This window comes from Acinetobacter sp. 2JN-4, from assembly GCF_003687745.1.
Classification (GTDB): Bacteria; Pseudomonadota; Gammaproteobacteria; order Pseudomonadales; family Moraxellaceae; genus Acinetobacter; species Acinetobacter halotolerans.
In genome coordinates, this window is record NZ_RDNY01000006.1 from 147,691 (window position 1) to 167,908 (window position 20,218).

The following is a 20,218-nucleotide window of genomic DNA, read 5'->3' on the forward strand; positions in this document are numbered from 1 at the left end:
AAAACGACCTTAAAGCACTCGCTCTAAGATCGTTTTGATTCACCCAGTTAAAATTAACCTGGGAAAATTCCGCGTTCCATACGTGCTTTCAGGATGCGTTCACAACCCAAAATAAAGGCCGCAGTTCTGAGGCTACATGCTTTTTCACTTGCGGTATGCCATACATCGTTGATCGCTTGGATCATCAACTTATCTAGTCTTTGATTAATTTCATCTTCTGACCAGAAATAACTCGCCATATCCTGAACCCATTCAAAATAACTTACGGTTACACCGCCCGCGTTACAAATTACGTCTGGGACAATAGTGACACCACGTTTGATCAACATGTCATCTGCATCAGGATACGTTGGACCGTTTGCACCTTCGAGAACCAATTTCGCAGTGATTTTTTCAGCACGTTCAACAGTGATTTGTCCTTCCAATGCTGCTGGAATCAAAATATCCATCTCAACAGACCAGAAATCTTCATCACTAATTGATTGCGCGCCAGCAAAGCCACCTACACCTTGGTTTTTCTCAAAATAAACTTTTAGTTCTTCTAAGTTAATTCCTTCAGGATTGTAAATAGTGCCTGTATGATCCTGAATCGTCACAATTTTCGATCCCGATTCAACAAACAAGTAAGCCGCTTCGCTACCCACGTTACCAAAACCTTGAACCGCAATTTTTGCGCCTTCTAAAGGAAGTTTGATTTTGTCTGCAACTTGCTGACCTGTGATAAACACTCCACGACCAGTCGCTTTGACACGACCTAATGAACCACCTAAATGTACAGGTTTACCTGTCACAACACCTGTTACGGTATGACCTTGACCAGATGAATAGGTATCCATAATCCAACCCATTACATTTGCATTGGTACCTACATCAGGTGCTGGAATATCTTTTTGAGGCCCAATGATATGACTGATTTCACTGGTATAACGACGTGTTAAACGCTCTAACTCACGTGGTGAAAGTTTACGTGGATCTACACGCACACCACCTTTTGCTCCGCCGAATGGAAGATTTAATACCGCAGTTTTAATGGTCATCCATGCAGACAGTGCCATTACTTCATTCAAATCTACATCTGGATGATAGCGAATACCGCCCTTACCCGGTCCACGCGATAAGTTGTGTTGAACACGATAGCCTTCAAAGTGTTGGATCGTACCATCATCCATCACAATCGGCACATCTACAATCAAAGCGCGTTTAGGGCGCTTGAGCGTATCGATATAATCTGCTAAATGCTCTAGATAAGGAGTAACACGATCAATTTGTTCGAGATAGGTTGACCATGGACCGTTATTTTGAGAGATATAAGATAAATTAGACATTGTCTATCCTCATAAAATTAAAAATTGATGAAGCGACCACTTGCGCAGCCGATCCATCAATCGAATATGTAATTAAAAATAATATATGCAGCTAATTTGGATGTTCGATTATCCAAATCAAACCGTGGATTACATTCCGCCACGTCAAAAACACGGATTTTCCCTGTTTCCTTAATGGCTTGGAACAGCGGATCAAAGATTGATAAATCAATTCCTTTCACTGCTGGTGCGCTCACACCTGGAGCAATGCTGGCACTAAACACATCCAGATCTACTGTAATGTATAAGTGGTCAACTTTTTCGATAAAACCGTTAATTTTCGCAATCAAATGATCAATTTTTGAGGGTTGTAATTGTTGATCGTATATATATTCGCAATTTAAGCGATCTGCTGTTTCAAACAGCACTTTAGTATTGGAATGTTTCGCAACGCCGATGCACAAATAATGAAATTCTTGATCATGTTGTGATGATAGTTGTGCTGCATTTAAAAATGGCGTACCTGAACTGACACGCTCTGCTTCGCGCAAATCAAAATGTGCATCAAAGTTGATAATGCCAATTTTATTATCTGGTTGATGCTTTTGAATATAGTGAAATAGTCCAGAGAAGCTCCCAAAAGCAACCTCATGGCCACCGCCTAAAACAATCGGCTTCATGCCTTGTTTTAAACTTCTTTCCACCTGTTCAGCCAACTCTGCCTGTGCTTTTTCTAACTTGCCATGATCACAAACAACGGTACCAACATCTGCGATCGTAACAGGCTGATGCACAGGTAAATTTGCCAATTGAGCACGAATCATATCAGGTGCGTCTGCTGCGCCTAAGCGACCTTTATTACGCTTCACCCCCTCATCCGAACTAAAACCAATTAAGGCAAAAGCGGCATGTTGGCTGGTATTGACCACTTGATGGATGCGTAAATGCCCGTCACCCTCACCATCTTGTCGTCCTTGCCACGTAAATGAATGATTCATAATCAATGTCACTCTTTAAAATTAATTTTTGATACTAAAAAACAATTTCATTGCCATGTTGAACAATCCGTTTCGGTAAATCACCACCGAGCCAGTACACAATTTCAGATGGATGCTCAATATCCCAAGCAATAAAGTCGGCAACTTTGCCTTGTTCTAAACTGCCATGTGTATCCTGTAGACCGAGTGCATGGGCTGCATGAATGGTCACACTTGCCAACGCTTGTTCTGGGGTTAAACGAAATAAGGTGCTGCCCATATTGAGCATCAAACGCAAAGACAATGCTGGTGAAGTACCCGGATTTAAATCACTCGACAATGCAATCCGAACACCATGCTTATGTAAACTTTCGAGTGGTGGAAGCTGCGTTTCTCTTAGGAAATAAAATGCACCCGGTAATAGCACAGCGACAGTTCCCGCTTCTGCCATTGCCTTGACATCATCTTCAGTCATAAATTCCAAATGATCTGCTGATAATGCATGGTAACGTGCCGCTAAGCTTGATCCACCCAATGATGACAATTGCTCTGCATGTAATTTAATCGGCAAATTCAAAGCTTGTGCCGTTTTAAATACACGTTCGACTTGCTCAGGCGAAAATGCTAGATACTCACAAAAAGCATCCACCGCATCCACGAGACCTTCCTGATGTAATTTTGGCAGCATGTCAGTACAGATATGCTCAATATACGCATCACTTTGATCTTTATATTCAGTAGGTAAAGCATGTGCTGCTAAGCAGGTACTTTTCACGGTCAGGGGTAAAGTTTGCTCGATCTGACGAATCACACGCAGCATTTTCCGTTCATTTTCATAATCCAAGCCATAACCAGACTTGATTTCAATGGTGGTCACACCTTCTTTCTGCATGCAACGAATACGTTTGAGTGCCGATGCAAGTAATTGCTCTTCAGTTGCTTCACGTGTTGCACGCACTGTACTTGCGATCCCACCGCCACTTGCAGCGATTTCAGCGTAACTGACACCTTGCAAACGTTGTTCAAATTCGACACTACGGTTACCCCCAAAAACACTATGGGTATGACAATCAATCATACCCGGAGTCACCCACGCACCTTTGAGATCAATAGATTCCACATAATCATCAGCAGGCGCATCTTTTTCTGCACCAATCCAATGAATGTGCTGCCCAAGCGTCACCATGGCAGCATTTTCGATACTGGAATATTGTCCATCTTGCATGGTGGCAATATGACAGTTTTTCCAAAGCTTTTTCATGCATATATCCTCAAAAAGCCCAAGCATCAGATGCTTAGGCTATTTTGTATTTAGCGTTCCATTCCGATATTCTGCGGCAGATGGTGGTTACTCCATGTGACCATTTTCTTCATTATCAGCCTTTAACTAAACTCGGTAAGAGATTTGGAATAATTAACTCGTTCAAACATCCACTTGCAAGCAATTCACTTGCTTGTTCAATATCAGGTGCAAAGAAGCGATCTTCACTGTAATAAGGCACTTGATCGCGCAAGATCTTACGCGCGAGCTCAAGTTTCGGAGAGCTTTTCAAGCCTTCACGGAAATCAAGACCCTGACATGCACCTAACCATTCAACAGCCAAAATACCACGTACATTATCTGCCATATACCACAAACGTTTACCTGCATTCGGTGCCATAGAAACATGGTCTTCTTGGTTTGCTGAAGTTGGCAAACTATCGACACTGGCAGGATGTGCCAATGCTTTGTTATCACTCGCCAAAGCAGCAGCCGTAACTTGTGCAATCATAAAGCCTGAGTTGACACCACCATTGGCCACCAAGAATGGTGGAAGTTGTGACATGTGACGATCCATCATCATAGAAATACGACGCTCTGACAGTGCGCCAATTTCTGCAATTGCCAATGCCAAATTGTCAGCCGCCATTGCCACAGGTTCAGCATGGAAGTTACCGCCTGAAATCACGTCGCCTTCAGCAGCAAAAACCAATGGGTTATCCGAAACTGCATTTGACTCAATCGCCAACACTTCTGCCGCTTGACGGATTTGAGTTAAACAAGCACCCATGACCTGTGGCTGACAACGAAGTGAATACGGATCTTGAACCTTGCTACAATCTTCATGCGAATGTGCAATCTCACTTGAATCTGTCAATAAGTCACGATATGCAACAGCAACATCAATTTGGCCGCGTTGACCACGTACCTCATGAATACGTGCATCGAAAGGCGCACGCGAACCAAGCATGGCCTCAACACTCAAACCACCACAAACCGTTGCAGCAGCAAACAGATCTTCTGCTTCAAATAAACCACGCAATGCGTAAGCGGTTGAAACTTGTGTACCATTTAACAGTGCCAAACCTTCTTTTGCTGCTAAAGAAATCGGTTCTAAGCCCGCGATTTTGAGTGCGTCAACAGCAGACAACCATTCACCTTTATAACGTGCTTTACTTTCACCGAGTAAAATTAAAGACATATGTGCAAGTGGCGCCAAATCACCCGAAGCACCCACTGAACCCTTTAATGGAATATGTGGATAAACCTCAGCATTGATCAGTGCCATAATCGCATCAATCACTTTACGGCGAATACCCGAAAAACCACGTGCCAAGCTATTGACCTTTAGCAGCATGATTAGGCGAACCATGGCATCATCAAGCGGCTCGCCTACACCAGCAGCGTGCGAAAGTACTAAAGAACGTTGTAGCTTTTCTAAATCTTCAGGTTCGATCTTGGTCGAAGCCAATAAACCAAAACCAGTATTAATACCGTAAGCCGTACGCCCTTCATTGACGATCTGCTCAACGCAAGCAACGCTGGCATTAATCGCAGCAGCGGCACTGTCATCAAGTTTGACTTTGATTGGATTTAAGTATGTGTGACGCAGATCTGCTAACGTAAGTTTGCCGGGTTGAATTAAGAGTTCCATTTTGGCGTCCTGTTTTGCACTATATTATTTTCTTACGGCGCTTGTTACACAATTGCAAAAAACGCCGTAATCGTTGTTGTGATGTTTTTTATTGAGTGATCATCGGCAAGTTCAAACCCTGCTCTTTGGCACAATCAATCGCGATGTCATAGCCTGCATCTGCATGACGCATCACACCTGTTGCAGGGTCATTGGTCAATACACGTGCAATACGTGCTGCTGCTTCATCTGTACCATCACAGACGATCACTACACCTGAGTGTTGCGAGAAGCCCATTCCCACACCACCACCGTGATGCAATGACACCCACGTTGCGCCACCTGCGGTATTCAGTAATGCATTGAGTAACGGCCAATCTGAAACTGCATCTGAACCATCTTGCATCGCTTCAGTTTCACGGTTAGGACTTGATACAGAACCAGAATCTAAATGGTCACGACCAATCACGATTGGCGCTGAAAGTTCACCACTACGCACCATCTCATTAAATGCCAAACCGAGTTTTGCACGTAAACCTAAACCTACCCAGCAGATACGTGCTGGTAAGCCTTGGAAACTAATACGCTCACGTGCCATGTCTAACCAGCGATGTAAATGTTCATCATCTGGAATTAATTCTTTGACTTTGGCATCCGTTTTATAAATATCTTCTGGATCACCTGAAAGTGCGACCCAACGGAACGGACCCACGCCACGGCAGAATAATGGACGGATGTAGGCTGGGACAAAGCCTGGGAAATCAAAGGCATTTGCGATGCCTTCTTCTTGTGCCATTTGACGAATATTATTGCCATAGTCAAATGTTGGAACGCCCATTTTTTGGAAATCTAGCATCGCTTGAACATGCTTCGCCATAGATTGCTTTGCCGCTTTCACCACAACTTCAGGTTCAGTTTTGGCACGTTGACGATATTCTTCCCACGTCCAACCCAGTGGTAAATAACCATTCAATGGGTCATGTGCGCTGGTTTGGTCTGTGACCATATCTGGGTGTACACCACGACGAACCAACTCAGGTAAAATCTCAGCAGCATTGCCATGTAATGCAATCGAAACCGCTTTACCTTCTTTGGTGTATTTATCAATACGCGCGAGCGCATCATCTAAGTCTGTTGCTTGCTCATCGACATAGCGTGTACGTAAACGGAAATCAATACTGGCTTGTTGGCATTCGATATTTAAAGAACAAGCGCCAGCAAGTGTTGCCGCTAATGGTTGCGCACCGCCCATACCACCTAAACCCGCCGTCAATACCCAACGACCTTTTAAATCACCATTGTAGTGCTGGCGACCTGCTTCCACAAAAGTCTCGTATGTGCCTTGTACAATGCCCTGACTACCGATATAGATCCAAGATCCAGCAGTCATTTGACCGTACATTGCCAAGCCTTTTGCATCTAACTCATTAAAGTGTTCCCAGTTCGCCCAATGTGGAACAAGGTTTGAGTTGGCAATAAGCACACGTGGTGCATCTTTATGGGTTTTGAATACGCCAACTGGTTTGCCTGATTGAACCAATAACGTCTCATCAAGCTCTAAGTTTTTTAGTGTTTCAACAATCTTGTCATAACATTCCCAATTGCGAGCAGCACGACCGATCCCACCGTAAACCACGAGTTCTTTCGGATTTTCTGCAACATCAGGATCAAGATTATTCATCAACATACGTAGTGGTGCTTCAGTCAACCAGCTTTTGGCATTGAGCTTTGTACCGCGCGGTGCGCGAATTTCTACGTCACGAAATTTTGTGGTCGTTGTCACAATGAGACTCCTTTCAATCGAATATGGTCTGCAAATTAAACTGCTTTTAGGATATAGCATGTATTAACTTGTATATACATCCATATACTACACAAATCTTTTCTCTTGAAAAGATGCATTTCATTCCATTTCTAAAAATAAATTTTAAGCCAATGAAATAAAATAATTTATTTTTTATCGAATAAGAAAAAACCCATACAACTACAATTTGTATGGGTTTAAAAAAAAACAACTAATTTAGATTTTTGTGAGTTCGATTAGACAAGTTTGTTTCAAAAGCGACTCTCTTAATACAATAAATTTCAACAATTTTTCATACTGAATTTTTAGACTTTCTTGATGCTTCAAATGAAAAACCTGTTGATCAATTTCAATTTCTAACAATTCAAGGCTTTGATTAAAAATAAAGATTAAATCGGCGGAACTAAATATTTCTGATGTTGTAGGTTCGGAAATCCACTGATATCTGGCATTTACCTTTTGAGGATCATAGATCAGATTAAAGTCTTGAATTTGCCCATGAGGTAATTCACAACTCACATCACGCTCACCGCTAAATTGGGCAGACTGCAATGTTTTTAGATGCCGATGATCATCATCGACATTCAATACAATGCCTTGACCATCTAATACTGTAAGAATGCGTTGCATCCCATGAAACTTGGAAAACTCACCAGCTGATTTCACATCGGCCATAGAAATACGCCAATCAAATACATCTAAACTTTCGCCCTCGCTACGTGCAAGTTCGACAGTGTAGCCAGCGCCATTTTTCCATCGCATTTTTTTATAATGTGCTGTCGTTAACTGCTCAATCATTGCGTAAATTTACCTTCCAGATAATAACGACTACCCGGATAAATCAAACGCGCACTGGAAATCAATTGTTTATTTGACCAAGTTCGACGGCGAATCAATAAGCAAGGCTCGGTCTTATTGATCTTCAACCATTTACATTCTTGTGCTGAACCAAGTACCGCCGTTACTACATGCTCACCTTCGGTTACGGGTGCTTTTGACATCAAATAAGCGTTTGGTGTAATGCTGCTAAAGTCTTGAGCTAAATAATCTGGAATCAGTGTAGGATCAACCAAACGGTCTTCGATTTGTACGGGCACATCATTTTCATAATGTACGATAATCGAATGAAAAAGCTTTTGCCCTTCTCGCATTTGCATGAGTGCACTTTGTTCAGCATTCGCCTGAATCTGTTCTAATACCAATACTTCGGCATGATGTTTATGATTCCGAGCAAGAATTTCTTCTGCAATATTATTGACATGAAAAAGCGCGGTGCGACCTTGCCCTTCTGCTACAAACGAACCGACCCCTTGTATACGCACTAATAAACCTTCACTGGTCAACTCTCGTAAAGCTCGGTTAATGGTCATACGGCTACAACCGAGCAAATTCACCAATTCACTTTCTGAAGGAATTTTTTTATTCACCGTCCATGTGCCTTCATAGATTTTTTGTGAAATCATTTGTTTCACACGCAAATACAAAGGGACAGGACTATCTTCTGCGAGTGATAAATCCAAATCTTGTTGCTTGGACGTTCTTGACATTGGCTAAAACTCATACAATATATGCTAAGTTATTGTATAATGAATGAATCATATTTGTATATACAAGCATATACAATTAGTTTTTTTCGATTCTAATAAATCGCAATATCAAGCGTTTAAAAACTGAATAGCAATTAACGTGTATTCTCTTAAATTGTATAACGTTTACTCAAGCCCCACTCAGCCAAAATACGACGGTACATGGTCGAAGAGCGATCTGCTTCAAAATGTGCTTCCATTGTAATATCTATGGGCAACTCTTCGGGTTTCTGAGACTCCACCATCTCCTGATCTTCGGCAAAAATCTGCGCATTAAAATCATAAACGCCTTGTAAATCACCCGTCATATCAAAGTTTCGAGTTAAAGGCACAAATAACCGAGTTTTGTTATGCGAAGTTGGGCAACAGGCATTGAGGATTTTCAACACGCCAGCATTTGGAAAATGGATGGTGAGTACTGCTGAAAATGGTGGATAGACATCAAAAATCCGCTCCCAAATAAAATCATCAGGCGCTAAATGCTGCATCCCATGTGGATAATTACTGACGTTACTCAAATATTCAGTATGTAGCCCATAAAGGGTTCGTTCCGTTGAATATTTCGGTACGACAGGATTTTCTCGATCTGCAAATGCGTTGTGATGCACCCAAGCAAAATGAGCGACATCAATAAAACCCTCTAATTGACGACCACTTGAACCCGCAATATCCACATACGGCGGCAAGATCGCTTGGTGCTGTTCTGCATCCCATGTATCCAAAACAGGGAAATTCGCCAAGCTTTCATCTCGTCCTAAAATACTAGTCCACACCAAACCATATTTTAGAACCACAGGAAATTTGGTGAGGGAAAAACGATCAGAAATTTTAGTCAAATCGGGTTGCGCAGGAATTTTGGTGCATTTGCCATCTTCATTGAAATGTAAACCATGATAAGGGCAAATAATCGTTTCACCTTCGACCCATCCCTTGCTTAACGGTACACCGCGATGTGGGCAAATATCACGCACCAAATGAATATTTCCCTTTTCAGTTTTATAAATCGCCATATTCAAATCAAGTAAAGTGACTTGCTGAGGCTTTGTAGTTACATCTTCAACTCGTGCAACGGGATACCAATGTTGCGCCAGTATTTCCCAATCTCGATCATCAAACTGGCTATGACAAGGTTTATTCGGCACATTAATTAAAGGGATTGCATTCATTGTTTGCTCTCATTTTCCTGCTATAGATCATGAATCTGTATGGCTTAAAAGCAGTTTGGATCAGAACAATAACCTCGTCTATTAGAATGAATTTGATCAATCATTCTAAAAATTAGAACACTTGGGCACTAAAATTGCTTTTGCATAAATACACATTTTATTAAGCGTATTTGCAATGGCATTACCCTTTTCTCGCTTCGCTGAATATTTTATTGCAGTCGCCAAAACAGGCAGTTTACGGAAAGCGGCCGATCAACTTTATATTTCAGTTTCGGCTGTACATCGTCAGATTGCTTTGGCTGAAGAAGAACTCGGCGTTGCCTTATTTGAGCGTCTGCCAAATGGACTAAAACTGACCTTGGCTGGTGAATTGCTATATGCGGATTTACGCAATTGGCAAAAAGACTTTCAAATGACACAAAAGCGCTTAAATGAGATTCAAGGTTTACAGCGTGGAGCAATTGATTTTGGAATGATTTCAGCACTCTGCGAAGGTTTCGTCACTCAAGTGATCCAATCTATCCATCAAGATTATCCTTGGATTAATTTTAATATTTGTGTGCTCGATAGTGAAAGTGTGGCAGAGATGGTCATTAATGCTGAGCTGGATTTTGGCTTAATTCTCAATCCTAAACATCAGCATCAATTGCAAATCAGCTCCTTTATTGAAGTACCGCTCGGTTTTGTCATTCCCAAACAACATCCCTTAGCAAATAAAGAAAAAATCTATTTCTCAGACACCATAGAATGCAACCATATCAGCCCTGCTGCACCTTTAATTATTCACGATCACGTCACGGCCTTATACAAGAAACATGATTTCAACCCGCCACATAAAATCGAATGCAACGACATTCGTATGATGATTTCCTTGCTGAGACAGAATTTAGGCATTGGCATCATGAGTTATTTGGATGCCTATCCTTTTATTGAAAATGATGCGTTCGAGTTTAGAGCAATCCATGAAAATGGACTGCATCCCATTACCCTTGCCTTATGTGTTGCACCAAAACGGCAACTCTCTCGAATATCACAAATCATGATGAATCAAGTCATTGAAGAGATGGAAGCACTAAAATTGCGCGTGACTGAAATTTATCAATAAATAAATTCAATTAACGCACCAAAATAAAACAACAAGTATTTGATTTATATTGTTTTATAATTTGACACCAAGTTATAACATCAAGTAATTTGATGTGAAGTTTCACATTTTAATGATTCAGGCAAACTCATGACCGTCTCAGATCAAGCTAATCATTTTTCAACAGACTATCCTCGAGATATGTTGGGTTATGCCAATCATCCTCCTCACGCCCAATGGCCAAATCAAGCCAAAATCGCAGTACAATTTGTATTGAATTATGAGGAAGGCGGTGAAAAACATATTCTGCATGGCGATGAGGGTTCAGAACAATTTCTATCTGAAATTAGCGGTGCAGAAAGTTATCCCGATCGGCATCTATCGATGGATTCGATTTATGAATATGGTTCACGAGTCGGATTTTGGCGTATCCAGCAAGAGTTTGCCAAACGTCATTTGCCAATGAGCATTTTTGCGGTAGCGATGGCATTACAACGAAATCCATTGGTCGTCGAGGCAATCAAACAACATCATTATGATGTGGTTTCGCATGGTTTACGTTGGATTCATTATCAAAATGTAGATGTTGAAACCGAGAAAGCACATATGGCTGAAGCTATGCAGATTTTAAAAGATTTATTTGGCGAATACCCTACAGGTTGGTACACAGGGCGTGATAGTCCAAATACGCGTCAACTCTTGGCTGACTATGATCAAATTCAATATGACAGTGATTACTATGGTGATGATCTACCCTTTTGGACCTCGCTAAGCAAAGAGAATGGCGAAACTCGTCCTCATTTAATTATTCCGTATACGCTTGATACCAATGACATGAAGTTCGCTTCACCAACGGGCTTTAACCGCAGTGAGGATTTTTTTGAATATTTAAAAGATGCATTTGATGTGTTGTATGCTGAAGGAGCGACCTCACCGAAAATGTTATCCATCGGGATGCATTGTCGAATTCTAGGTCGTCCTGCGCGTTTTAAAGCATTACAACGCTTTTTGGATTATGTTCAGAATCATGATCGAGTTTGGGTCTGTACTCGTCAGCAAATTGCGGAGCATTGGTATAGACATCATCCTTTTCAAGATTAGGTTTATTAAAGCGTCAGAACGTGTCGCTTATGTGACTTAAAAAAATTATCAAAAGAAAATAAGTTTTAAAATACTCCTCTATAAGAAGGAGATGATTAGGATGAAAGTACAATATTTTACTGCTAGCACTCTAGACGGATTTATTGCGACTGAAAATGATTCTTTAGAATGGTTATTTGCATTAGGTGAACTGAATAGCTCCAGTTATCCAACATTTATTGCAAATGTTGGCGCTATAGTGATGGGGTCAGCAACTTATGAATGGATATTGAATAATACTGAACAGGTTGCTGCTGAAACGAGTTCATCTTGGCCTTATACTCAGCCAACATGGGTTTTTTCTAGTCGTAAACTTCCCTTGATTAAAGATGCAAACATCCATTTTGTGCAAGGAGAAGTCTCGCTTATTTATTCTGAAATACAATCAATAATTGGGGACAAGAATATCTGGATTGTAGGCGGTGGAGAATTGGCAGGTCAGTTCCATGATGCAAATTTGCTTGATGAATTAATTATACAAATTGGCTCAGTTACCCTTGCAAAAGGAAAACCTTTATTTCCTAGGAGAGTGTTTGCGCCAAAGCTTAAATTAATCTCTGTTCATCAAATGGGTGAAGGCATGGTTGAATTGCATTATACAGTTGATCGTAAAATAGGGGTGGATGATAAGAATTTTGAATGATCTAAACAGTCTGTTTGCTTGACTTATAATATCTATAAAGCAATCTGCACTATGAGTCGATTCACGATTAAAGTAAAAGCCGTTTAAATACTTTCATTTAAACGGCACACACAGAATATTTACAGCGTTTTACTAAATTCCACCCTATATCTCACAGTGCTTATTTAGAAATTAAGCCTTCATCCGATATCAGCAAAACAATATAGCTTAGGCTATTTTAGCCATTTCCATACTCCGCTGCTGCAACACTTTTACGGATTGCTTCGCTTGCCAAGCCAATTCCATCATATCTAGATCTGGAATTTGATCATTTTCAATCACCATTTTCCCTGCAACAAACATCGCTTTAATACGTGCTCGCCCACCGCTCGCCACTGGACCAATCGCCATATCATGTAATCCAAAATAGCGTGGATCATCTAACTCATACACAACTAAATCAGCTTGTTGCCCAACTTCAATGGTTCCAACTTGATCTAAACCTAAGATTTTGGCACCACCAGCAGTGCCCCAACGAATAATATCTTCAATACTGGCAGCATCTGCACCACCCTCAAACAGTCCACCCTCATACTGTGGTTTTGCCAACATCCCTTTTCTGGCACGTTGCAATAACCATGCAGCATGGGTTTCTGACAGCATGTCGGCGGCTTCATTAGAGCCTGCACCATCAACCCCAATCGAAATCGTCATGCCTGCATTTTCTAAACTTACCAGATCGGCAATCCCACTGCCCAAACGCGCATTACTTTGCGGACAGTGAGCAATGCCTGTTTGGGTTTGACCTAATAACTGGATTTCTTCTGGTAATAATTTCACAAGATGCGCAAACCAAACATCATTGCCAATCCAATCATGTTCAGCACAATACTGCACTGGAGTCATGTTAAATTTAGCTTTGGCGGCATCCAAATAATCGACTGTTTCTGATAAATGACTGTGCATCCGAATGCCGAGTTGCCGAGCGATACGAGCACTTTCCCTAAGTTGTTGTGGTGTCGTCGAATGTAAAGTTGATGTCGGCGCCATAACAATCTTTCGGAATGCAGTTCCACTTGACTGATGATATCGAGCGACCAGACGTTCAATATCTATCATATAGTCATCAAATTTTTCAGGTCGCAAGGCTTGTGGCAGCTCACTTTCCAAACCGCGTGTTAGGGTCGCACCACCACGACACAGCACAAAACGCATGCCTAGCTTTTCCGCTTCATCAAATAAAATGGCTGCGCCATCAAAAGGCATCTTCGGCCAGTATAGATAATTATGATCTGCAACTGTGCCACAACCAGAACGTAATAGTTCAATCAAACCAATTCGTACAGCGACCCGAAATGTGGCTTCATCGAAAGCGCCACGAAACCGATATGGCGTACTGGCAAGCCATGAAGTTAAGTTCTGATTTAAACCTTGTGGCTCGCCTTTTAACAAAGATTGGAACAAATGATGATGTGTATTCACCCATGCTGGATAGATGACGCAGTCTTTGGCATCAATCACCTGTTCATTTGCGTGTTGTGTCAGTGCCCCTAGCTCGGTAATTTTTCCATCTTGTATCCGAATCGCTGTCGCTGACGAACGTGCGGTATCGTTCGATAAACCAGTCAAAATGGCATGGGCATTTTTAATTAAATAGCGTTTACTCAAAGAATCTTGGCTCATGCTTGTTCACTCTCATGCCATTTACTTAAAAAGATGCGGCTTAACAAAGACATCAATACAAACAGTCCCAAGCCTGTGCAGGTAATTAAAAAAAGTGCTGCAAACATGAGCGGTAAATCAAGTTGAAATCCAGCCTGTAAAATCTGATAAGCCAACCCCGCACTCGTTCCACCTGCGCCTGCAACAAACTCAGACACGACTGCACCAATCAGCGCTAAACCACATGAAATCCGCAATCCACCAAAGAAATAAGGCAAGGCATTGGGTACACGTAAACGCATGAGAATTTGCCAGCGACTGGCTTTATTGATCTGAAAAAGATTGAGTAAACCTTTATTCACACTACGCAAACCTAAAGTGGTATTAGTTAAGATTGGAAATACTGCCACCAACATCGCGCAGACGACCAATGCTAAAGTGGTGTTTTGAATCCAAATAATCACCAAAGGTGCAATCGCCACAATCGGCGTGACCTGAAATAAAATCGCATACGGCATAAAACACGCTTCTAGCACACGACTTTGCACAAATACAAATGCAATTAAAGTTCCGATGACCACTGCACAAGTAAAAGCCAATAAGGTGATTTTTAGCGTCACCAACAAACTACCAAAGAGCAATGAAGATTGATTGATCATTGCCATCACAATATCACTTGGTTTCGGCACGATATAAACAGGCACTTCTAATTGCTGAAAGCTCAATTGCCAAAACAATAACAATAAAAAACCAAGCATCAGGGGTGCTGCTATTCGCTGTATCGCAGGATTATTTATTAATGGTTTAATCATGATCATGCTCCCCACTTGCTTTAGCCAATAACGCTGAAAAATGTGCACATTGTTTAATAAAAACATCAGATGTTCTAAAGGATTCATCGCGTAGATAAGGACCTTCAATTTCCAAATCAGCAACCACACGCCCCGGACGTGCCCCCATTACAATCACCCGAGAGGACAAATACACCGCTTCATAAATACTGTGGGTGACGAAAACAACAGTTAAATCTCGCTCAGACCAAAGTTCTCGGATATCACGATCTAACTTATGACGGGTAAATTCATCCAATGCCCCAAAAGGCTCATCCATCAATAACAAATCAGGTTCTGTAACCAGTGCGCGAGCCAAAGAAGCACGCATCTGCATCCCACCTGAAAGTTCGCGTGGATAGGCTTTGCTAAATTTATCTAAACCCACTGCTTTTAGCGCATCTAAAACTTTGGGGGTGCTCACAGCTTTGGAAATATGCTGTAAATCTAAAGGTAGACGAACATTATCTTCAATATTTGCCCAAGGCATTAAGGTCGCTTCCTGAAACACCATTGCCATTTTACATTGCGATTGAATATCAGCCTTGCCATTCCAACGCACTTGCCCTGCTGATGGTTGTTCAAGATCAGCAAACATTTTCAATAAAGTACTTTTGCCGCAGCCAGATGGTCCAAGTAATGAAATAATTTCACCCCGTGCAATATCTAAATCGAGCCGTTGTAATGCATGGGTACCATTGGGATAGGTTTTTTCTACCCCTCTGACCATGAGCATTGGTGTTACAAAATTTGATGATGTATTTACTGGAAGATCGACAGATAAAACTGAATTCATGTGGTTTCCCCTTGGTGCGATTGCCCTATTTTCTTAACCGTTAAATACAGCTTTTATTTCTTCACAGGACTGACAAACTGTGTGGTATAAGCCGATTTCCAGTTGGTTTTAGCATCTAGCAATTTTGCATTCACCATGAAATCACGCGTCGCTTTCCAGCGTGCATCGGTCATAACTCCGACGCCTTGTGTTTTGGCATCGCCACCATCGATTAGTTGTAATTTTTTCATTTGACTGCCTGCAAAAGCGAGCAGCTCATCATTCATATTTGGATTTTCTTTTTTGATAATGGCATTGCCAAGCTTGGGATCAGCCAAATAATTTTTCCATCCCTCCATAGATGCTTGCACAAAACGGCGGACCACATCAGGCTTGGTCTGGATCACATCATTGCGTGTCACTAAAATGCCACCATAAGCTGGATAACCCGCCTCAGCAAATAAGAAGAAGTTGCTGGATGGTGCTGCTTTTTTTGCTTGAAAAACTTCAGAGGTTGCATAGGCTTGTTGGGCGACATTTTTGCCAGCTAAAAATGGCTGCATATTGAAAGTATAAGGACGCGCCTGAGCTGGATTTAAACTGTATTTTTCTCTTAACCAAGGCCACCAGCTTGCTTGTCCACTGGTTGAAACCAAGATGGTTTTGCCTTTTAGATCAGCCAAGGACTTTACATCGCTATGCGTTAATACACCTTGAGGATCGAACTGAAATGGCGCTGCAATCGCTTTGATTGGAAACTTACTTTCAATTCCTTTTAAAACCTGTAAATCATAATTAATAATAATGTCGGCACGTTTAGAAAGTAATAGCGCCATATTATTGACTTGTGGCCCACCCACTTTTATTTCGACATCTAATCCATATTTTTTATAAATACCCTGTGCCAGAGCTTGATAATAACCACCTTGCTCTGCTTGTGCATACCATGTGGTTTGTAATACCAGTTTATCGGCAGCATGGGTAAATGAACCAAAGAATAATGCGCCAGCAATAACAGTGAACCGTGCTTTGCCTACATAGTGCTGAATTTTCATAAGTAAACCCCTAAATATATAAGAACTCATCTCGCTATTCTTTTAGGGGAATAAAAACCAAATGTATAAGCACATAGATTCTCTCAAAGCCAAACATTGGCTTTGTCCCCAAAAGAGGAACAGCAAACGCTGTAGAGCAATGTCCCGTGTGAAAGTACACACTGACCGCTTATACTCAGTAAAGATTTAGCAAACACCATGCCAGTATTTATTTAATCTTTATTTTTCAATAAAATAATCCAAAATAATTTATTTTAGGTTGTCATCCATCACCTATTTTTAATCGAATACTATTTTCAAGTAGAGATAACTTTTAATCAAACTCAAAAACGCACCATTCTAAAACATCATAATGCGCAAAAAAGAATCATAAAATCAAATTTTGATTTTTCATTCACCATTTAGCTTTATTTCTATCCATTAAATATCTTCACAACAGCATATTTTAAATTTGGTATAAAAAATGCTTATATCAATGAGGCAGAGTAGAAGCGTTCAGCATATATAGTTGATTCGACATATATGTGGGTCATTGCTCAGAAATAAGCTCATTTTCTATTGATTTAGAAAGTGCTGCTCTTTTTTGAAAAAATGATCCAGTCTCTTTCATTCAATTTGATTGGGTCATGGTTTATCCAAAAATTGAGGTGAAATATGAATAGCGCAAATATGACCAACTTAACTGACGATCACTACAACTTAGAAGAGTTACAAAAAGAAGCGCGTATGGGTGCTTTAGGTCAAGAAACCTTTGAAAGAGAAATTCGGGTGATTGATTTAGCAGACTTTGAAAAGCGTAAATATGAAATTGCAGAGCAACTTTGGAGTGCTGCAACAGATATAGGTTTCTTTCAAGTCTCTAATCACGGTATTGATCTTGCCCAAATTCACAATGCTTTTGAAATGACAAAAAAGTTCTTTGATCTTCCTGAACACATCAAAGCACAATATCCTCTAAATCGAAATGCAGGCTGGGAAAGCAAAGCACAAATTCGCCCATCGACCAGTACGCCTGATCAAAAAGAATCCTATCAAATTACGCGCCCACGTATGGCAGGGTTGTATCCTAGCGAACAGGAATTACCAGCATTTAAGACCACCATGCTTGAGTTTGAAAAAGCATGCTGGCAAGTGGGTATGAAAATTCTATCTTGCTTCGCTTACAAACTCGGTTTTGCAGATGATTTCTTTGCACTCGCCCACGAGCCTGATCAAGAAAGCTATCAAAGTACCTTACGCATGTTGCATTACTATGCGATTGATCCTGCTTTGAAAGATCAACTCGGTTTATGGCGAGCAGGCGCACATACTGATTTTGATTGCTTAACCTTACTGTTTCAACGTAAAGGTCAAGGTGGTTTACAGGTTTGTCCAGGTAAAGACATGGAACAACAGCAATGGACCAGTATTGAACCACGTGATGATGTGATTACTTGTAATATTGGTGATATGTTGATGCGTTGGAGCGATGATCAACTTCCATCTAATTTTCACCGCGTTAAAAACCCTGAAGCCAATGAATATCAAGGCGCGCGATATAGTTTGGCATTCTTCTGTCAGGCGAATGAAGATGTAATCATTGAAAGTCCAAAGAAAAAATACCCTGCAATCACCGCAAAGGAATATTTAAAACAACGGATTAGTGCGAATTTTGAAGGGAAATATTAAGTTGATAGACAGTCAATGCTGCTGCGATTTCAGACTAAAAATATGAAAATACAGAATTTTTCACTGCGCTAATTAACGAATCAAATTAGAGGCAAAATTTAAACCTGAACAATCAGTTCAATTTTTTCTTTTGCCTCTCCGCTTTCGTTTTGGTGTTGTCTTCTGAGGAGGAATAATTTTTCCAGTGCCTAATCCGCGAAAAAAATAGTTGAATAGATAAATTGCTAAAAGACCAAAATAAAAGAACGGGAATATTGTAAATATGCTAAAGATGAACTCCCATAGAATAACGCCAATCTTATAATTGTAACCAAATTCAATTAATGCACCTCTCCGGTTACCTGTCTGAAATGAAATTTCATCGAAAATAAAATGTAAAACCCCCATTAATAGACTTAATAAAAACATACCTGAAACAATTGTCTTTTTGATTAATGGTTTTTCAAGCCATGGATACTTTTTAGAGGACTCAAATTCAGCCTGAAAAAATTTACTATAGACAAACTCTTGAAATTCTTTGTTTATTCTAAATTTTTTTATTAATTTAAAAAATAAATAACAGCCAAAAAACAACATCACTACAGTGGCATAAATACTTGAAAGAATAGTAAAAAAAGGCAATGGTCCTTTAGTACCAACAATAATAAACATTTCCTCAGTGATAAAACGATAAAGATCATACTGCCATTGATTCTTTGGGTATGCTGGAAACATAAATAATGGTAGTGTGAGGAAACCAAGTCCAAAAAACAAAAACTTTCGATCCTGTTTTTTCTGTTTAGCTTTTTGCTCAAGCAATAAACGTCGTTGCTCTAACTTTTTTTGCTTTTTTTGTCGAGTATGTTTTGCAAGTAATTCTCTTGCTAAATAACGGTTAGTTGGCATATAAAATTAATATTTGTTGCTTTTCCCCAAAATAATCCGAGTTATAAGCAATAAAGATACAAGAATAGCAATATGAAAATGCATTTTAAATTAAAAACTTCTCATACCCCAAGGTTCTAGAGCAAGTATATTTATTTAAAGATCAATAATCCACTTCGGTTCAACCAAATGATGTACATCACAATTTTGTCCACCACCAATACGATCCACCACTAAAAAATCACTTTCGGCTTCTAAGGTAATTAATGGATGATGCCAAACTCCTTGGTGATAAGTAACTCCCTGCTTGCCATTACTTAAAAAGGCATAGATTTTCTGTTCATCTGGTTGTGAGTAATCCAAAGGCAGCGCTACGATAATGATAAATTTTTGCTGTTGTAGTGGAATAAACGACTGTGAACCACAAGGATGACGCTCAAGCATATCAATTTTGAATGGAACTTCTGTTGCACATAAATTATGAAAAATACTCATACCTACCACAGCATTTTCACCTGATACTTGTGCGAGAGAAAGTGCATGATAGCGCTCAGTTAACCCTTGGTTAATCGAAAAAAAATCATGATTTTCTTTTTCAAGCACATCACCAAAAGCGGAGAAACTGTCTTGAGTTAAAGGCTGAATTTGGATGTTTTTTCTCATATATTGAACTTCACTTTATTTTAGCAGAACGAAACTTCGTAGATTGTTCTTCTCTAATCCAATGCATAATGAACATTTGCTATCGAGCTAGGCGGCATGGATGCCGCCCGTTAGGCTGTCTTGC

General features: G+C 40.4%; 18 protein-coding genes. 4 read left to right on the forward strand and 14 right to left on the reverse strand.

Going from position 1 to position 20,218, the window contains the following annotated elements; all coding sequences use genetic code 11:
- Positions 1-53 precede the first annotated feature (53 nt).
- The 8 genes from EAH57_RS10345 to EAH57_RS10380 form a co-directional block, all read right to left on the reverse strand.
- Positions 54-1,325, reverse strand: a complete 1,272-nt coding sequence (locus EAH57_RS10345; RefSeq protein ID WP_121929986.1) for a Glu/Leu/Phe/Val family dehydrogenase — start codon at positions 1,323-1,325, stop codon at positions 54-56.
- Between the two features lie 56 nt (positions 1,326-1,381).
- Positions 1,382-2,302 (reverse strand): formimidoylglutamase, encoded by a 921-nt coding sequence (gene hutG / locus EAH57_RS10350; protein WP_121929987.1) that lies wholly within the window; start codon positions 2,300-2,302, stop codon positions 1,382-1,384.
- A gap of 34 nt (positions 2,303-2,336) precedes the next feature.
- A complete protein-coding gene (hutI, locus tag EAH57_RS10355) occupies positions 2,337-3,542 on the reverse strand; it encodes an imidazolonepropionase (RefSeq protein ID WP_121929988.1) in 1,206 nt (401 codons plus the stop codon).
- A gap of 115 nt (positions 3,543-3,657) precedes the next feature.
- Positions 3,658-5,196 (reverse strand): histidine ammonia-lyase, encoded by a 1,539-nt coding sequence (gene hutH, locus EAH57_RS10360; protein ID WP_121929989.1) that lies wholly within the window; start codon positions 5,194-5,196, stop codon positions 3,658-3,660.
- An 88-nt stretch (positions 5,197-5,284) separates the two neighbouring features.
- On the reverse strand, positions 5,285-6,961 hold the full coding sequence (hutU, locus tag EAH57_RS10365) for a urocanate hydratase (RefSeq protein WP_121930039.1): 1,677 nt from the start codon (positions 6,959-6,961) through the stop codon (positions 5,285-5,287).
- A 234-nt stretch (positions 6,962-7,195) separates the two neighbouring features.
- Positions 7,196-7,777 (reverse strand): HutD family protein, encoded by a 582-nt coding sequence (locus EAH57_RS10370; protein ID WP_121929990.1) that lies wholly within the window; start codon positions 7,775-7,777, stop codon positions 7,196-7,198.
- The gene (gene hutC, locus EAH57_RS10375) at positions 7,774-8,526 is read right to left on the reverse strand and encodes a histidine utilization repressor (protein ID WP_121929991.1); all 753 of its coding nucleotides are present in this window, start codon (positions 8,524-8,526) and stop codon (positions 7,774-7,776) included. The genes EAH57_RS10370 and hutC overlap by 4 nt, the downstream gene beginning before the upstream one ends.
- 149 nt (positions 8,527-8,675) lie before the next feature.
- Positions 8,676-9,731 carry an aromatic ring-hydroxylating oxygenase subunit alpha gene (locus EAH57_RS10380; protein WP_121929992.1) on the reverse strand — a complete coding sequence of 352 codons (1,056 nt, stop codon included), beginning with the start codon at positions 9,729-9,731 and terminating at the stop codon, positions 8,676-8,678.
- A 175-nt stretch (positions 9,732-9,906) separates the two neighbouring features.
- On the opposite strand from EAH57_RS10380, the gene EAH57_RS10385 reads away from it, so the two are divergent.
- The 3 genes from EAH57_RS10385 to EAH57_RS10395 all read left to right on the forward strand — a co-directional run bounded on the left by EAH57_RS10385 (position 9,907) and on the right by EAH57_RS10395 (position 12,598).
- Positions 9,907-10,836, forward strand: coding sequence for a LysR family transcriptional regulator (locus tag EAH57_RS10385; RefSeq protein ID WP_121929993.1), 930 nt, complete (start codon positions 9,907-9,909; stop codon positions 10,834-10,836).
- Between the two features lie 129 nt (positions 10,837-10,965).
- Entirely contained in the window at positions 10,966-11,916 is a 951-nt protein-coding gene (gene puuE, locus EAH57_RS10390; RefSeq protein ID WP_121929994.1) for an allantoinase PuuE, read from the forward strand.
- Positions 11,917-12,016: 100 nt separating this feature from the next.
- Positions 12,017-12,598, forward strand: a complete 582-nt coding sequence (locus EAH57_RS10395) for a dihydrofolate reductase family protein (RefSeq protein WP_121929995.1) — start codon at positions 12,017-12,019, stop codon at positions 12,596-12,598.
- Positions 12,599-12,805: 207 nt separating this feature from the next.
- On the opposite strand, the gene EAH57_RS10400 is transcribed toward EAH57_RS10395, so the two are convergent.
- The 4 genes from EAH57_RS10400 to EAH57_RS10415 are packed head-to-tail and all read right to left on the reverse strand — an operon-like array spanning position 12,806 to position 16,899.
- Positions 12,806-14,260, reverse strand: a complete 1,455-nt coding sequence (locus tag EAH57_RS10400; protein ID WP_121929996.1) for an amidohydrolase family protein — start codon at positions 14,258-14,260, stop codon at positions 12,806-12,808.
- A complete protein-coding gene (locus tag EAH57_RS10405) occupies positions 14,257-15,051 on the reverse strand; it encodes an ABC transporter permease (RefSeq protein WP_121929997.1) in 795 nt (264 codons plus the stop codon). The genes EAH57_RS10400 and EAH57_RS10405 overlap by 4 nt, the downstream gene beginning before the upstream one ends.
- Positions 15,044-15,865, reverse strand: coding sequence for an ABC transporter ATP-binding protein (locus EAH57_RS10410; RefSeq protein WP_121929998.1), 822 nt, complete (start codon positions 15,863-15,865; stop codon positions 15,044-15,046). The genes EAH57_RS10405 and EAH57_RS10410 overlap by 8 nt, the downstream gene beginning before the upstream one ends.
- A 53-nt stretch (positions 15,866-15,918) precedes the next feature.
- Positions 15,919-16,899 (reverse strand): ABC transporter substrate-binding protein, encoded by a 981-nt coding sequence (locus EAH57_RS10415; RefSeq protein ID WP_121929999.1) that lies wholly within the window; start codon positions 16,897-16,899, stop codon positions 15,919-15,921.
- 654 nt (positions 16,900-17,553) lie between these two features.
- Here EAH57_RS10415 and EAH57_RS10420 point away from each other — a divergent pair.
- Positions 17,554-18,567, forward strand: a complete 1,014-nt coding sequence (locus tag EAH57_RS10420) for an isopenicillin N synthase family dioxygenase (protein ID WP_121930000.1) — start codon at positions 17,554-17,556, stop codon at positions 18,565-18,567.
- A gap of 117 nt (positions 18,568-18,684) precedes the next feature.
- Here EAH57_RS10420 and EAH57_RS10425 read toward each other — a convergent pair whose 3' ends face one another.
- Complete coding sequence (locus EAH57_RS10425; protein ID WP_121930001.1) at positions 18,685-19,452, reverse strand: hypothetical protein; 768 nt, start codon at positions 19,450-19,452, stop codon at positions 18,685-18,687.
- Positions 19,453-19,587: 135 nt separating this feature from the next.
- Positions 19,588-20,094, reverse strand: coding sequence for an ureidoglycolate lyase (locus tag EAH57_RS10430; protein ID WP_121930002.1), 507 nt, complete (start codon positions 20,092-20,094; stop codon positions 19,588-19,590).
- Positions 20,095-20,218 lie beyond the last annotated feature (124 nt).

Bases quoted from the DNA above. Each gene is read 5' to 3' on its own strand.
- EAH57_RS10345 (WP_121929986.1), bottom strand. From the start codon at position 1,325: ATGTCTAATTTATCTTATATCTCTCAAAATAACGGTCCATGGTCAACC.
- EAH57_RS10385 (WP_121929993.1), top strand. From the start codon at position 9,907: ATGGCATTACCCTTTTCTCGCTTCGCTGAATATTTTATTGCAGTCGCC.
- EAH57_RS10420 (WP_121930000.1), top strand. From the start codon at position 17,554: ATGAATAGCGCAAATATGACCAACTTAACTGACGATCACTACAACTTA.
- EAH57_RS10380 (WP_121929992.1), bottom strand. From the start codon at position 9,731: ATGAATGCAATCCCTTTAATTAATGTGCCGAATAAACCTTGTCATAGC.
- EAH57_RS10370 (WP_121929990.1), bottom strand. From the start codon at position 7,777: ATGATTGAGCAGTTAACGACAGCACATTATAAAAAAATGCGATGGAAA.
- EAH57_RS10410 (WP_121929998.1), bottom strand. From the start codon at position 15,865: ATGAATTCAGTTTTATCTGTCGATCTTCCAGTAAATACATCATCAAAT.
- puuE (WP_121929994.1), top strand. From the start codon at position 10,966: ATGACCGTCTCAGATCAAGCTAATCATTTTTCAACAGACTATCCTCGA.
- EAH57_RS10405 (WP_121929997.1), bottom strand. From the start codon at position 15,051: ATGATTAAACCATTAATAAATAATCCTGCGATACAGCGAATAGCAGCA.
- hutI (WP_121929988.1), bottom strand. From the start codon at position 3,542: ATGAAAAAGCTTTGGAAAAACTGTCATATTGCCACCATGCAAGATGGA.
- EAH57_RS10415 (WP_121929999.1), bottom strand. From the start codon at position 16,899: ATGAAAATTCAGCACTATGTAGGCAAAGCACGGTTCACTGTTATTGCT.
- EAH57_RS10400 (WP_121929996.1), bottom strand. From the start codon at position 14,260: ATGAGCCAAGATTCTTTGAGTAAACGCTATTTAATTAAAAATGCCCAT.
- hutG (WP_121929987.1), bottom strand. From the start codon at position 2,302: ATGAATCATTCATTTACGTGGCAAGGACGACAAGATGGTGAGGGTGAC.
- EAH57_RS10425 (WP_121930001.1), bottom strand. From the start codon at position 19,452: ATGCCAACTAACCGTTATTTAGCAAGAGAATTACTTGCAAAACATACT.
- EAH57_RS10430 (WP_121930002.1), bottom strand. From the start codon at position 20,094: ATGAGAAAAAACATCCAAATTCAGCCTTTAACTCAAGACAGTTTCTCC.
- hutC (WP_121929991.1), bottom strand. From the start codon at position 8,526: ATGTCAAGAACGTCCAAGCAACAAGATTTGGATTTATCACTCGCAGAA.
- EAH57_RS10395 (WP_121929995.1), top strand. From the start codon at position 12,017: ATGAAAGTACAATATTTTACTGCTAGCACTCTAGACGGATTTATTGCG.
- hutH (WP_121929989.1), bottom strand. From the start codon at position 5,196: ATGGAACTCTTAATTCAACCCGGCAAACTTACGTTAGCAGATCTGCGT.